The organism is Algoriphagus boseongensis, assembly GCF_004362805.1.
Lineage (GTDB): Bacteria > Bacteroidota > Bacteroidia > Cytophagales > Cyclobacteriaceae > Algoriphagus > Algoriphagus boseongensis.
In genome coordinates this window covers 81,530-95,431 of sequence record NZ_SNYF01000011.1, presented here as the reverse complement: position 1 = coordinate 95,431, position 13,902 = coordinate 81,530, and the positions used below count along the sequence as shown (strand labels likewise).

Below are 13,902 nucleotides of genomic sequence, written 5' to 3'. Positions count from 1 at the left end.
TTAAAAAATCAAAGCCCGACTCAGTTGAGTCGGGCTTTTTGCTTTATAGCTCTTTCAATTTTTTAAAGTAAAGGCAATTGATCTTGATTTTTGATACCCAACATTCCAGCTTTACTTACTGGCAGTCTTATTATCAGAAAGTGGTAAAAAATCCACCTTTTGACCCACCTCATACTTTCCTTTGTGGTCTAATTTCCAAGTAGGCCTTGCATTGATATTTCCTGGATTGACAGGTATAATCTTGTATCCCACCATCCCATTGAACTTCTCTTCATTTGGAACATAAATCTCTGAAACCACCCAAATGGTAGGTTCCTGAGGGATAATTAATTTCTTTTCTGGTGTACAGGAAAAAATAATCGAAGAAAAGATAGAAAGGGTCAATAGCTTAAAAAGAAAAACAAAAGAATCAGAAAACATCTCTAAAGTTTTGGTCTGGTTCATCTTTGATCTTCTTTTTGGGGTTATAGTTATTTGGACAGAATTATTTAAACACTTCAGATCTTCCGGCACCTTTCATTAGTAGCTAAATCAGATTTCAGAACTTTTTTCTTTTTCATTACACCAATTACCATACCACCTATTTTGACCTAAGCCCGAATAGATACATATCATAGTCGAAAAATGAAAAAGATGGGAAGTAATTAGGAGGGGTTGGGTGACTTCCTAATGACCGATTCTTAGAATGGAACTTTTCAAAGAATCGCTACAAATTAACTACTTTAAAATTCAAAATGTTTAAGATGAAATAAAAAAAACCAGACCTATAAAGTCTGGCTTTTTTGTTACCCAATCTATCTATCTGTTTCTGTAAAATCTCCTCTGGGAGGAAAATTTGATTATCTATTATTTCTAACCGGAGCAGCCCCTCCGTTGTTTTCCATTTGGCCACCATCTCCACCATCCTTCAAGTCATCGTTGTTAACAGACTTTCTTCTTCTAGGTCTCTGGTCCATGCTTAATTTTCCAATACGATAGCTGAAGTTTACTTTGAAATTCATATTTCTAAGCGCAGAGGTACTATTCTGAACGATTGTTGGAGTAACAATCTCATTTCTGATGATAAACTCTTTTGCCAAAAAGTTTTCAGCTCCAAATCCTATTGAACCTCTCTTTTCCTTCAACTGCTTGTTAAAGTTCAAGCCATAAGCTGCAAATCCCCCTGAAGATCCCTGCAACTGTACCTGACGTCCTCTAGCAAAGGTGAAAAGCTGGATCTGCCAATCTTTAGGAAGCGTATAGTTTCCAAACATTCTTCCACTGATTACCCAACCTTCGTTTTGAGCTGCAAACTGCGGATCTGTAAGACCATTATCCAACATCGCGTAGTACAAGTCTGTACCTCCATTCAAGGAGAACTTATTGTTGATATTGATATTGAAGAAAATATTGGTTCCGAAAGCCTGTTCCTGACCGATGTTTTCATAGGTAGTTGAAATGATTCCAGTTGGGAGTACATTTCTGATAGGCTGAATTGAACCTGTTGTGTTTCTGTAGAAACCAGTGAAGTTGATGGTAGTTCCTTTGATAAAGGTGCTATAGCCCAACTCGTAGTTATCTGTCAACTCTGGCTCCAATTCAGGATTACCCTGAGAAATCTGCTGCGGGTTAGATACGTCAATGTTTGGATTCAAAAATCTCAAAGATGGACGCTGAATTCTTCTGTTATAAGCCGCCTTGATCATGTTGCCATTTTTCAATTTTCGGCTTGCATTCACACTTGGCACCAAAGTTCCATAAGAAGGAATCTCCGCTTCGAAGTCTGTCTTGAAATCTGCCTTGATAGAAGTATACTCATATCTAAGACCAGTTTTCAAAGTATAGTTTTTCAACAAAGGGAAAGTATAAGATGCATACCCAGCAGTTACATTTTGATCATAGCTAAACTCATTGCTCAAAGTTGGATCTTCCAATTCCACGAAATCTCCGTCCGCTCCGGTTGATTGGAAGTAAGCAAAGTCAGAGAAAGCTCTTCTCAAGATATTCTTAGCTCCATATTCCAAAATCTGATTTCCTTTTTGATCAAGTGGAGTCACATAATCCAACTGAACAGTAAACTCCTGATTCTTGCTAGGGTTAACGTTTCTAAGTCTTGAAGCAATCTCCTCCATATCCTCTTCGAAAAGAGAATTGGTGAAGGAATTTTCTCTTGCATTAGTAGAATAAAGCGTAAGCAAACTCAACTCTTTACCCTTTTTCTCATAAGTTCTAACGTAGTTGACACTTACATCTACAGAGTTTGAGTTATCCAGAGTATTGGTTTCTCTCAACTGCTGGCTTGTCAATTGATCATTGATAAAGGTGCTAGTTAAAAAATCATTCTGCCAGTTTTTAGAATTTCTAATTCCGAAATTCACAGAACCAGTCAAGAAATTAAACTTATCAATCTCGTAATCAACCCCAAAATTGTAACGTCCGAAGATGTCTCTTCTCTCGGTGTCAGCTGATTGAAGTGTTCTTCTAACCGTTCCATTCGGATTGGTAGTCAACTGCTCATTATCAAATCTTCCTAAAATATTATACCCTGATCTACCAAAACCACCCAATGAAAATCCAAACTTTCCTTTTCTGGCGCTTCCCTGAAGACCCAAGTTGGATCCTCTAAGTCCAAATCCTGAATTGATATTCAAGGTCATACCCTGAAGGTTGTTTTTCTTGGTTACGATGTTAATCACACCGGAAGTACCTTCCGCATCAAATCGAGCAGATGGTGAAGTAATTACTTCCACAGCTTTGATTTCATCAGCAGGAATTTGTCTTAAGGCATCAGATATAGAAGAAGCTGCAATTGCAGATGGTCTGTTATCAATCAAAACCAAAATATTTGAGCTACCTCTCATAGAGACGTTTCCGTCTAAATCCACAGAAAGCATAGGAACTCTTCTCAATACGTCAGTTGCATCACCACCAGCGGTGGATTTATCATTTTCAGCCTTGTAGATGGTTCTATCTACTCGCTCTTCGATCAACTCGCGCTGACCTTGAACAGTGACTTCTTCCAAAGCGACTCCTTCGTCACTCATTCCGATTTCACCTAAATTGATGTCGGATTCAAGAGAGTTTACATTGATAGTCCTTTTTACGGTTTCATATCCGATAAAAGAAACCTGAAGTTCGTAAGTCCCTAAATCAAATCCTGTGATGTAAAAAACACCTTGGCCGCCAGCAACTGCGCCAGCCATGCTTACTTCAGAGCCTGCCTTATATAAAGCAGCCGTTGCGTAAGCCACCGGCTCTCCGGTTTTAAGATCCTTAGCAACACCAATAATTCTTGCAGGGGCTTTGGCGTCTTGTGTCTCCTGAGCTATAGCTAACCCAGAACCTACTAAGAAAAAAGCGAATACTAGATTGAGTAATTTTTTCATGGTTTTGTTTTCAAATGGGGCATTTGCCTATACTTACCCCAAAGTTGACCGCATTGTTTTGCCTTTTAAAATGTAATAGACCACCTCCGTGGTTTTGTCGACAAAACATAGCTCAATCAGGATAAAACCACCCACTGACCCGATAAACCTCTTTGGTCCGCCTTAATCGATTGTTCATAGGGAGAATGGCTGGATTAGTAGATTTGATTTGAGGTTGAAAAGTAAATTCCTTTAGTTTGATTACTGAAATTCAACCCAATGGCCATTTTCATCCAAAAAAAGAATCTTTCAATTCTTGTTCACCTCTTGGGGTGGATCATGCTGTGCGTGGTTTTATTGCTCCTTTCTCCTCTTTCCTGGAGAATGGGAGAGGTCGAACTGCCTTATCAATTTTGGCTAAAACAGGTATTTCTTATCGGAATACTGATTGCGATCTTTTATTCCAACTCCTCTTTCCTTGTACCTAAAATTCTACTCAAGGGAAAAAACTACCTCTATCTCCTAATCATCATTTTGGGAGCAATCCTTTTTTATGGCTTGATAGTCTATTTCGAGCAATTTACTGGTTATGGTAGAGCTATGCACCAAGTCTTTAACCCAGATAAGCCATTTGAACCGGGAAGAAGATGGCTTCCAGGAGATGTGTTTCAGCTATTATTGTATGTGATTTCTATTGGTTTGAGTACTTCGGTTGCTCTGGTTGAGAAATGGCAAAAAGATGAAGCCCTTCGAAGAGAAATGGATCAGCAGCGGATCAACACTGAGTTATCCTATTTGAAAGCGCAAATAAATCCTCACTTTTTCTTCAATACCCTGAATAATATTTATGCCTTGACCAATCTGGATGTCAGCAAAGCACAGGAAGCTTTGTTGAAGCTTTCCAGAATGATGCGGTATGTATTGTATGAAAACCAGAAAAATGAAACACTCCTTTCTAAAGAGTTACATTTCATCGGGGATTACATCGAATTGATGAAAATGAGACTTTCTTCAAAGGTCAAACTCAACATCCAAATCGAGGAACCTAAGGAAGATTTGATTATTGCTCCTATGCTTTTGCTTCCTTTTTTGGAAAACTGTTTCAAGCATGGAGTAAGCTCTCAGAAGGAAAGTGAAATCCTGATTAAGATTGAAATCATGGGAGATACGCTATTTTTCGAAACCAGAAATCATATTTTCCCAGTCAATCCTGACAGTCCTGAAGCGCATGAAAATGGGATCGGGCTGACAAATACCCAAAGAAGATTAAGTTTGATTTATCCAGAAAAACATCGCCTGAAATTTGGTAAAGACGAATCCAAACAAGAGTATTGGGTAAATCTGACCATCAATCTGGCATGAAAATCAAATGTATCGCTGTAGATGATGAACCTTTAGCACTGGAGCTCCTTTCGAAGTTCATCACACAAACCTCATTTTTGGAGCTGATTGGCAAGTTTTCCAATGCCATTGAGGCTTTGGGATTTATCAACCAGAATGAAGTCCAGTTGATTTTTATGGACATTCAAATGCCAGATCTATCAGGCATGGAGCTGGCCAGAATCTTGGATGGGAAAAAGAATTCAGAAAAAACACGAATTATTTTTTGCACCGCCTACCACCAATTTGCCATTGAAGGGTACAAAGTAGAAGCTCTTGACTATTTACTTAAGCCCTACAGCTACGAGGATTTTCTTGCCGCAGCAACTAAAGCTTACCAATATTTTGACCGGGTAAAAGATTCTGAAATACTAACTACCCCAAGAGAAAGTGCTTCCTCTCCCGAATACATTTTTCTGAAAGTGGAGTACCAACTCGTCAAGGTGATGCTTAAGGATATTACCCATGTGGAGGCCTATAAGGATTATGTAAAAGTCCACCTGAAGTCCAAGCCCAACCCATTACTTTCCTTGACCAGCATGAAAAACATGGAGGAATTGCTTCCATCAGATAAATTCATGCGAGTTCACCGATCTTTTATCGTGGCATTGGACCATATTGATTCCGTAGCAAAAAATGTAATCCATATTGGCAACCACCAAATAGCGGTGGGTGACATGTACAAAGACCAATTCCTAGAATTCCTGAGTCGCTGGATGAATTGATCCAGTCGGCAGTAGGCGGTTCCAAGTTCGCATCTGGTAAAAATCTTCAAACTGCTTTCTATCTACTGCCTTGTAAAGACTATCTTTAGGCATGGACCAAACTCAAAGACTTTTTATGCGTGAGGCCATTCATTTGGCAAAAGAAGGCATGTTGTCAGGAAATGGTGGGCCTTTTGGCTGTGTGATCGTGAAGGAGGGAAAAATTATCGGCAAAGGATCTAACATGGTCCTGAAAACCAACGACCCAACTGCTCATGCGGAAGTGGTGGCAATCCGAGATGCATGCAAAAATCTGAATCATTTTCAGCTGGAAGGCTGCGAAGTCTACACCTCCTGCGAACCTTGCCCAATGTGTTTGGGGGCTATTTTCTGGGCAAGACCTGCTAAAGTATTCTATGCCTGTACCAAAGAAGACGCAGCAAATGCAGGATTTGACGATGATTTTATCTATCATGAAATTGAGATAAAGCCGGAGCAAAGAAAAATCCCAATGGTCTCACTCTTGCGAGAGGAAAGTCTGAAAAACTTTGAAACCTGGAAGAAAAAGGGGGATAAAACGCTTTACTGAAGTTAGGATGTATGGGAGTCTGGAAGTTAGGAAATAGGTTTAATATTAGACTACGGGAGTCAATACCCTATTTTTTTTCTGAAAGTCAAAAAGCAAAAAAATAACCCAATCATTTCTGACTGGGTCTATAATTCCTTGAATTTAGATTCGTAAATCCGATTTCAAAAATCCGAAATCCTTATCTTTTTCCCATTCCTGGAGGCATCATTCTGCCTAGCGCCTGTTTGGCACCGCCCATTTTGTTCATTTGCTTCATTAGTTTGCGCATATCGTCAAACTGCTTCATCAAATTGTTAACCTCGGTAATTGTTCTACCCGAACCATCAGCGATACGCTTTCTTCTGCTTCCGTTGATTACGTCAGGATTCTGGCGTTCTGTTGGAGTCATGCTTCGAATGATCGCTTCGATAGGTTTAAAAGAATCATCATCTATATCTAAGCCTTTCATCGCTTTACCCATGCCCGGGATCATCCCCATCAAATCCTTGATATTTCCCATTTTCTTCACCTGCTCTAGCTGAGAAAGGAAGTCATCAAAATTGAAATTGTTTTGGCGGATTTTGGCATTGATTCGCTTGGCTTCATCCTCGTCAAAAGCCTGCTGGGCCCGTTCGACCAAGGAAATCACGTCACCCATTCCCAGGATTCGCTGAGCCATACGATCCGGATGGAACACATCCAGATTTTCCATTTTCTCACCAGTGGAAATAAACTTGATTGGCTTATTCACCACGTGTCGAATGGAAATCGCAGCACCACCTCGGGTATCACCATCCAATTTGGTCAGTACCACCCCATCGAAATTCAATCTTTCGTCAAAGGTCTTTGCAGTATTCACCGCATCCTGACCAGTCATCGAGTCTACAACAAACAAGGTTTCGGAAGGATTGAGCGCCTTTTTCAATTGCTCAATTTCCTGCATCATTTGCTCATCGACTGCCAAACGACCCGCGGTATCGACGATTACGGTTTTCTTACCCGTCTTTTTCGCATGGGCAATCGCATTGTTAGCGATCTGAAGGGCATTTTTATTTTCAGGTTCTGCGTAAACTTCAACCCCAATTTGCTCTCCCAATACTTTCAGCTGATCAATCGCAGCCGGTCGGTAAATATCGCAGGCCACTAAGAGAACCTGACGTCCGTTCTTTTTCAAAAAAGCCCCCAATTTTCCGGTAAAAGTGGTTTTACCAGAACCTTGCAAACCTGAAATCAAGATCACTGCTGGATCACCTGCCAGTTTGATATCCACTTTGGAGCCACCCATTAATTTGGTAAGCTCTTCTTGGGTAATTTTTACCAAAAGTTGCCCCGGAGATACAGAGATCAAAACGTCCCGGCCCATGGCCTCCTCTTTGATCTTGTCGGTGACTTCTTTGGCTACTTTATAGTTAACGTCGGCATCGATCAAGGCTCTACGAATCTCCTTTACAGTGGATGCTACGTTGATTTCAGTGATTTTCCCGGTTCCTTTCAGGGTTTTAAAGGCCCGGTCAAGCTTCAAACTTAAATTATCAAACATGCGAATTTTCGGCTATTTGGTGCAAAAGTAATGATTTTGGGCATTTCCTTCCGGTTTTTTTGGCTCACAGATCCCACAGATTTTCACAGATGGAATTTTTATTCCGGGATTTTAGGTGTCTGTGTTTGGTATTGCCTGATTTGACTAAAAAAACCATCAAAACAGAATTTATTCCTTAAAAGCGCATTCAATGATTTGAAAAAAGGTTGTCTAGCAATAAACCATGTTGATCTGGGCAATCAGTGAGTATAGTCCAAAATGATTTCCCCTCATTCTTTCCTCTGAATTCCCTAATTTGCGAGCTAAAATTTTGAAACCCTTTGTTCATGAAGCTTAATTTTCAGAAAGATCTTTTACCGCATCTCTTGGGAATCCTGCTGTTTTACCTGATTGTGGTGCTTTATTTTTCACCCATGGTTTTCGATGGGAAGATCATTTTTCAGGGAGATATTTTACAATGGGAAGGATCTGCAAAGGCTGTTTTGGACTACAGAGCCGAAACCGGAGAGCAACTCCTTTGGACCAACTCCATGTTTGGAGGAATGCCTACCTATTTCATCAGCTTGGAGTTTCCGGGAGACATCACCAATCTTTTGATTTCGATTTTGACTTTGGGACTTCCCCATCCGATCAACGGGCTGTTTTTTGGAATGCTGGGGATGTATATTTTACTTCTGAGCTACGGGGTTCGGCCAATTTATTCAGTAGCTGGAGCTATCGCCTTTTCTTTCAATACCTACAATTTACTTTCTCTTGAAGCCGGACATAACGCTAAAATCTGGGCAGTTTGTCTTATTCCTTTTATTATTGCCGGGATTCATTTGGCCTTTGAGAGAAAAAGGATTTTGGGAGCAGCACTTTTAGCTCTAGGGCTTTTGCTTCAGCTGAAATTCAACCACCTTCAAATCACCTACTACACGCTAATTATTTCCGTCATCTATGTCTTGGTTCGTCTCATTTTTGACTGGAAAAAGGAAGGATTTGGAAATTTATCCAAGTCACTGGGCTTCTTGGTCCTTGGAGCAATTTTAGCAGTTGGAGGTAATTTAGGTCGATTGGCGACGGCTTTTGAGTATAGCCCCTACTCTACTCGAGGAAAGGCAACTTTGGAAACTGCTAAGGCAGGACTGGACTCGGAATATGCTTTTGGCTGGTCCAATGGAGTTCTTGAAACCCTGACCCTCATTATTCCTGATTTTTATGGAGGTGGAAGTAATACTCCACTTCCCAAAGATTCAGAATCTGAAAAAGCACTCCGATCTCAAGGTCTTGACCCTAGTCAAATCAATGGTTTTATTCAATCCGCTCCAACCTATTGGGGTGATCAGCCATTCACCGGTGGTCCGATTTACGGAAGTGTGATTTTGGTTTTTCTGGCAATCCTGGGTTTCTGGGTAGCTCCAAAAGAATCCCTGATCACTTTCGGGACGGTCATTATCCTTTCGCTGATGCTGAGTTGGGGCAAAAATCTGGGTTGGTTCAACTACCTCCTTTTCGATTATCTACCGGGGTACAATAAGTTTAGGGCTGTTTCCATGGCCTTAGGAATGACGCTATTCGCTATTCCTGTTTTGGGAATGATCGCTTTGGAGCGAATTTCAGAAAAAGGAGAATTAAGACCTTTGCTGATTTCTGTTGGAATTGTGGCAGGATTGACTTTGATTTTAGCAGTGGCATCTGGGGCATTTTTCAGATTTGAAGGAGCTGCAGACGCCAATTTTCCAGATTGGTTGGTTTCAGCTCTAAAGGCTGATAGAAAAGCCATGCTTTCTGCTTCAGCTTGGAAAAGCTTTGCCTTCATCGCTGTTGCGCTTGGTTTGATCTATTTCCAAATCAAAGGAAAAATCTCCGACCTAATCCTTGGCTTGGGATTAATTGCACTGGTCACTTTGGATGTTTGGACCATCAATCGTCGCTACTTAAACCAAGAATCTTTCCAAGGAAATCCTTCCAGACAGTTTTTTGCAGAAACAGCAGCAGATAAAGTTATCGAAGCAGACCAAGGATATTTCCGAGTTTTGCCTCTCACTGAAGGATTAACCCAAGGTGCCCGAACGAGCTACAGATTCCAGAGTCTTGGAGGCTACCATGGTGCAAAACTTCGCCGCTACCAGGATTTGGTAGACAACCAACTTCAATTCGAGTTGCAAGAATTTATTCAAAAAGCTCAGGAGGGAACTTTTGACTGGGAAGGGATTGGAGTTATCAACATGCTCAACGCCAAATACCTTATCGCAGGATCGGATGCCAATTCAGTTTTTGAAAATCCTTTGGCCAATGGTGCGGCATGGATTCCTTCTGAACTGGTTTCTGTTACCACCAATCAAGAGGAAATGGATCGTCTAGGCGAGATAAACACCAAGACTCAAGCAACGATAAATACTGAAGAATTCGGTCAGAAAACTGCAGGTGCCGGACAAATCTCCTTGGCTTCAACTGCCCCGAATCAATTGACTTACAAAGCGGAAATGAGCAAAGGCGGATTGGCTGTTTTCTCAGAAATCTATTATCCTGAAGGCTGGACTGCGACCATCGACGGAAAAGAATCGCCCATCCTGCGAGTGAATTACCTGCTTAGAGGATTGGAAGTTCCTGAAGGAAGCCACGAAATTGTCTTTACCTTTGCTCCGTCCAGTTATTATTCCACCAAAACTCCGATGGTGATATTCCAATATCTTATCGCAGTAGGTTTGATCGCCGGAATTTTCCTTACCTACCGAGAAAAAAATGCAGTCTGAAGAAAAAGATAAGGTCGTCAGCTTTTATGATCAGTTTGCTGAAAAGCAGCAAAAAACCGGCATCAATTCCAGGCATTTGAGCATTTTGGACAAGGTGAAATTGGCTGGATTAAAGCCTGATCACAAAATCCTAGAAGTAGGTTGTGGCATTGGAACCGTATCTCACTTACTTGCAACTCAGGTCCCAAAAGGACAGGTTTTGGCTGTGGATATTTCTCCAGAAAGCATAGAAAAGGCAAAGCTGCTTTGGAAAGATCAGAAAAACCTAAGCTTTGAAGTTTCGGACATGTCGGACTTCGACAAGAAAGACTTGAAGTTTGACTTCTTTGTATTTCCTGATGTATTGGAACATATCCCGGTGGATCAACACTTCAGACTTTTCCAAAACATCCAAAAACATGCCCACCAGGATTCTGTAATTTTCATCCATATCCCCGCACCGAGGTATTTACAATGGATGATTGAAAATGAACCTGCCAAACTTCAGGTCATTGACCAGCCCTTGGATTCTGGTGATTTGATCAAGAATATTACTGCCAATAATTTTTTCCTTGAGAAAATGGAAACCTATGACTTGTTCTTCGAGGAAAAGGATTACCAATATTTTGTTTTTAGAGCCGCAAAACCTCTGAGAACCTCCACGCCTAAAAATAAATGGGCAGTACTTAAAGAAAGAATTCGCATTCGCCTGAAATACGGCCTTACTAAATAAACTTATCAGTTATGAAAATTCAGGCAAATGCAGTGGTAGGCCTGACCTACGAACTCAAAGTCAGCAAATTGGAAGATGAAATTGAATCCACCCCATTCAGCGTAGAAATCCGGGATGAGGAAGATCCTTTTTACTTTCTTTTTGGACAAAGTGGCCTTCCAGAAAAATTCGAAGAACTCCTAGAAGGAAGGGAAGACAGCGAAGATTTCAGCTTTACCCTTTCTGTCGAGGAAGCCTATGGAGAGCAGGATGATGAACTGATAATCACCTTGCCAAAAGATCAATTTTCTGGAGATCGGGGTTTTTCTCCTGAGATGCTGGAAGAAGGAAACTTCCTTCCACTAATGGACGAAAATGGCTACAGCATGCAAGCCAAGGTGGTGAAAAATCTAGGTGAGCAACTCATCTTAGACTTCAATCACCCTTTGGTTGGATTTAATCTTCATTTTGAAGGAAAAATTATTGAAGTCAGGGAAGCCACGAAAGAAGAACTCAAACATGGACATGTCCATGGAGAACACGGAGCACATGACTAAATAGCAAAAGCCGCTTGAATTACTTCCAAGCGGCTTTTTTGTGTTAAGATTTTGTGAAACTCTAGGTTTGAAAATAAATTCTGAAACGGAATTGATACTTTAGACAAGCCATAATAACCCCTGACTTCTTTTGCTATGATTCGTAATTTTCTTTCCATTATCCTTCTTATTCTAGCCATGACCCCAAGCTTTGGCCAAAAGTCCTTTCATAAAAACAAAATCATTGCTCACCGGGGAGCTTGGAAAGCCAAAGGTTTTCCTCAAAACTCACTTGCCTCCCTAAATCAGGCAATTGCTCTGGGCTGTGAAGGTTCTGAATTTGATGTTTGGATGACTTCCGATGATGTTTTGGTAGTGAATCACGATGGGGAGTTTATGGGAATGGAGATTGAGCATACCACTTATCAGCAGCTTTTGAGTCAAAAACTCCCAAACGGAGAAAAAATCCCAACCTTGGAGGAATACCTCAAGGAAGGAAAGAAGCAAAAAGGAACAAAGTTGATTTTAGAATTTAAACCTTCTCAAATCAGTGTCGAGAGAAGTGAGAAGGTTGGAGAAATGGCTGTAAAAACTGTAAAAAAGATGAAAGCTCAGAAATGGGTGGATTACATCACATTTAGTTATGAGGGAGGAAAAAAAGCCATTGCCACCGATCCGAAAGCAAATGTTGCCTACCTAAATGGGGACAAATCTCCAGCCCAACTCAAAGAAGATGGCTTCTTTGGTTTTGACTACAATATCAGGCTCCTTAGACAAAAACCAGAATGGATCAAAGAAGCTCAAGCTTTGGGGCTCACCACAAACTCCTGGACTGTAAACTCAGCAGAAGACATGAATTGGTTATTGGATCTTGGGGTTGACTTTATTACCACCGACGAACCAGAATTACTCTTTAAAATTCTTTCCGAGAGAAAATAAAAAGAGGCTCCCTTGATGGAGCCTCTTTTGTTAATTTTTTGCAGGTAAAATCTGACCGCTGACTTCTCCGAACCCGACTCGGATTCCATCTTTTTCAGAGAACCCTTTCATAATTACGGTATCTCCATCTTCGATGAACCTTCGTTCCTCTCCATCTGCTAATTTCACAGGCCTGGTTCCTTTCCAACTCAATTCCAACATGGAACCAAATGAATCCTCGGTTGCGCCGGAGATAGTTCCTGAAGCCATCATATCCCCAACATTGATATTACATCCATTCACCGTATGATGGGCTAGCTGCTGGGCAATATTCCAATACATGTATTTAAAATTGGAAGTACAGATTTTACTTGCTGACTTTCCTTCAGGTTGGATTGCAACTTCCAATTGAATATCAAAACTATGCGGGTTTTCACATTTGAGGTAATCCAAAACCTCTGGGTCTTGGCTAGGCCCCTGAACTCGGAATGGCTCTATGGCTTCCAAAGTTACTACCCAAGGAGAGATGGTGGAACCGAAATTTTTCCCTAGAAACGGACCCAAGGGAACATATTCCCAAGCTTGAATATCTCTTGCAGACCAATCATTGAAGAGCACAAAACCGAAAATATAATCCTCAGCCTCAGAAGTGCTCACTGAATCTCCAAGTTTGGTTGATTTTCCGGTGATAAAGGCTAATTCCAATTCAAAGTCCAATCTTCGGCTAGGTCCAAAGGCAGGCTTTTCCATATCCGGATCTTTGAATTGACCTTTCGGTCTATGGATCGGAGTTCCAGATACTACAATAGAGGAAGCTCTTCCATGATATCCCACAGGCAAATGCTTCCAGTTTGGCAATAAAGCATTCTCTGGATCTCTGAACATTTTCCCCACATTGGTGGCATGCTCAATACTGCTGTAAAAATCCGTGTAGTCTCCAATCTTGACAGGGAGAAGCATTTCGGCTTCTTTTCTATTAACCATGACTTTACCCCGGGCAGAATGATCTCTCAACTCTTCATTCTCCGCCAAAAGCAATTGCTGAACTCGTTCCCTAATTTTCTTGGTTTGGGTTTTCCCCAATTCAATCAACTCATTGAGTGAATCCTTCAGGAATATACCTTCAGGCAAGAAAAAAGAAGAAAAGAAGCCTTCTTGATCCAGCACACTCAAATCCACAATCTTGTCTCCGATGGCAATTCCAATACGTGGACTCAGCTTTTTATTTTTAAAAACTCCGAAAGGAAGATTGTAAATAGTGAAATCGGAATTCTTTGGAACTTCCACCCAGGTACTCAGGGCAGGAATGGCACTTTCGCTCATGATCAAAAATTATTGTCGGCCAAAGTTAGCCTTATCCTCCAAAAACAAAAAATAGAACTTGTCTATGGGCTTTAGAATCTCCTCACCATCCCCAAAAACAATTGGTTTACAAGAATCTAATCACCGAATTAAATTTTGTTGTTTATCTTCCCTTTCTAAA

At 40.9% G+C, this 13,902-nt stretch carries 11 protein-coding genes; 7 read left to right on the top strand and 4 right to left on the bottom strand.

Translation table 11 applies throughout. The features are described from left to right. Positions 1-111: 111 nt before the first annotated feature. Both DFQ04_RS17835 and DFQ04_RS17830 read right to left on the bottom strand, forming a co-directional pair. Positions 112-444: a hypothetical protein gene (locus tag DFQ04_RS17835; protein ID WP_133558407.1), complete on the bottom strand. Its 333-nt coding sequence runs from the start codon at positions 442-444 to the stop codon at positions 112-114. A 395-nt stretch (positions 445-839) separates the two neighbouring features. Beyond that, positions 840-3,365 (bottom strand): TonB-dependent receptor domain-containing protein, encoded by a 2,526-nt coding sequence (locus DFQ04_RS17830; protein ID WP_133558405.1) that lies wholly within the window; start codon positions 3,363-3,365, stop codon positions 840-842. Positions 3,366-3,623: 258 nt separating this feature from the next. On the opposite strand from DFQ04_RS17830, the gene DFQ04_RS17825 reads away from it, so the two are divergent. The 3 genes from DFQ04_RS17825 (at position 3,624) to DFQ04_RS17815 (ending at position 6,017) form a co-directional block, all read left to right on the top strand. Next, positions 3,624-4,706 carry a sensor histidine kinase gene (locus tag DFQ04_RS17825; RefSeq protein WP_243739715.1) on the top strand — a complete coding sequence of 361 codons (1,083 nt, stop codon included), beginning with the start codon at positions 3,624-3,626 and terminating at the stop codon, positions 4,704-4,706. Then, positions 4,703-5,449: a LytR/AlgR family response regulator transcription factor gene (locus tag DFQ04_RS17820; protein ID WP_133558403.1), complete on the top strand. Its 747-nt coding sequence runs from the start codon at positions 4,703-4,705 to the stop codon at positions 5,447-5,449. The genes DFQ04_RS17825 and DFQ04_RS17820 overlap by 4 nt, the downstream gene beginning before the upstream one ends. A 91-nt stretch (positions 5,450-5,540) precedes the next feature. Further along, positions 5,541-6,017, top strand: coding sequence for a nucleoside deaminase (locus tag DFQ04_RS17815; protein ID WP_133558400.1), 477 nt, complete (start codon positions 5,541-5,543; stop codon positions 6,015-6,017). Between the two features lie 178 nt (positions 6,018-6,195). On the opposite strand, the gene ffh is transcribed toward DFQ04_RS17815, so the two are convergent. After that, a complete protein-coding gene (gene ffh / locus DFQ04_RS17810) occupies positions 6,196-7,536 on the bottom strand; it encodes a signal recognition particle protein (protein ID WP_133558398.1) in 1,341 nt (446 codons plus the stop codon). A gap of 326 nt (positions 7,537-7,862) precedes the next feature. Here ffh and DFQ04_RS17805 point away from each other — a divergent pair, with 326 nt between their 5' ends. The 4 genes from DFQ04_RS17805 (at position 7,863) to DFQ04_RS17790 (ending at position 12,440) form a co-directional block, all read left to right on the top strand. After that, positions 7,863-10,274, top strand: a complete 2,412-nt coding sequence (locus tag DFQ04_RS17805; protein WP_133558396.1) for a YfhO family protein — start codon at positions 7,863-7,865, stop codon at positions 10,272-10,274. Then, positions 10,264-10,986: a class I SAM-dependent methyltransferase gene (locus DFQ04_RS17800; RefSeq protein WP_133558394.1), complete on the top strand. Its 723-nt coding sequence runs from the start codon at positions 10,264-10,266 to the stop codon at positions 10,984-10,986. Before DFQ04_RS17805 ends, DFQ04_RS17800 begins: the two co-directional genes overlap by 11 nt. Positions 10,987-10,997: 11 nt before the next feature. Continuing rightward, a complete protein-coding gene (locus DFQ04_RS17795; RefSeq protein ID WP_133558392.1) occupies positions 10,998-11,522 on the top strand; it encodes an FKBP-type peptidyl-prolyl cis-trans isomerase in 525 nt (174 codons plus the stop codon). A 135-nt stretch (positions 11,523-11,657) separates the two neighbouring features. Further along, complete coding sequence (locus tag DFQ04_RS17790; RefSeq protein WP_133558390.1) at positions 11,658-12,440, top strand: glycerophosphodiester phosphodiesterase; 783 nt, start codon at positions 11,658-11,660, stop codon at positions 12,438-12,440. Positions 12,441-12,470: 30 nt separating this feature from the next. On the opposite strand, the gene fahA is transcribed toward DFQ04_RS17790, so the two are convergent. Then, positions 12,471-13,742 carry a fumarylacetoacetase gene (fahA, locus tag DFQ04_RS17785; protein WP_208110551.1) on the bottom strand — a complete coding sequence of 424 codons (1,272 nt, stop codon included), beginning with the start codon at positions 13,740-13,742 and terminating at the stop codon, positions 12,471-12,473. Positions 13,743-13,902: the final 160 nt, after the last annotated feature.

What these genes read in the sequence shown, in the direction of transcription:
- DFQ04_RS17825 (WP_243739715.1), top strand. Translation starts at nt 3,624, where the DNA reads ATGGCCATTTTCATCCAAAAAAAGAATCTTTCAATTCTTGTTCACCTC.
- fahA (WP_208110551.1), bottom strand. Translation starts at nt 13,742, where the DNA reads ATGAGCGAAAGTGCCATTCCTGCCCTGAGTACCTGGGTGGAAGTTCCA.
- DFQ04_RS17835 (WP_133558407.1), bottom strand. Translation starts at nt 444, where the DNA reads ATGAACCAGACCAAAACTTTAGAGATGTTTTCTGATTCTTTTGTTTTT.
- DFQ04_RS17795 (WP_133558392.1), top strand. Translation starts at nt 10,998, where the DNA reads ATGAAAATTCAGGCAAATGCAGTGGTAGGCCTGACCTACGAACTCAAA.
- DFQ04_RS17800 (WP_133558394.1), top strand. Translation starts at nt 10,264, where the DNA reads ATGCAGTCTGAAGAAAAAGATAAGGTCGTCAGCTTTTATGATCAGTTT.
- DFQ04_RS17805 (WP_133558396.1), top strand. Translation starts at nt 7,863, where the DNA reads ATGAAGCTTAATTTTCAGAAAGATCTTTTACCGCATCTCTTGGGAATC.
- DFQ04_RS17830 (WP_133558405.1), bottom strand. Translation starts at nt 3,365, where the DNA reads ATGAAAAAATTACTCAATCTAGTATTCGCTTTTTTCTTAGTAGGTTCT.
- DFQ04_RS17815 (WP_133558400.1), top strand. Translation starts at nt 5,541, where the DNA reads ATGGACCAAACTCAAAGACTTTTTATGCGTGAGGCCATTCATTTGGCA.
- DFQ04_RS17790 (WP_133558390.1), top strand. Translation starts at nt 11,658, where the DNA reads ATGATTCGTAATTTTCTTTCCATTATCCTTCTTATTCTAGCCATGACC.
- DFQ04_RS17820 (WP_133558403.1), top strand. Translation starts at nt 4,703, where the DNA reads ATGAAAATCAAATGTATCGCTGTAGATGATGAACCTTTAGCACTGGAG.
- ffh (WP_133558398.1), bottom strand. Translation starts at nt 7,536, where the DNA reads ATGTTTGATAATTTAAGTTTGAAGCTTGACCGGGCCTTTAAAACCCTG.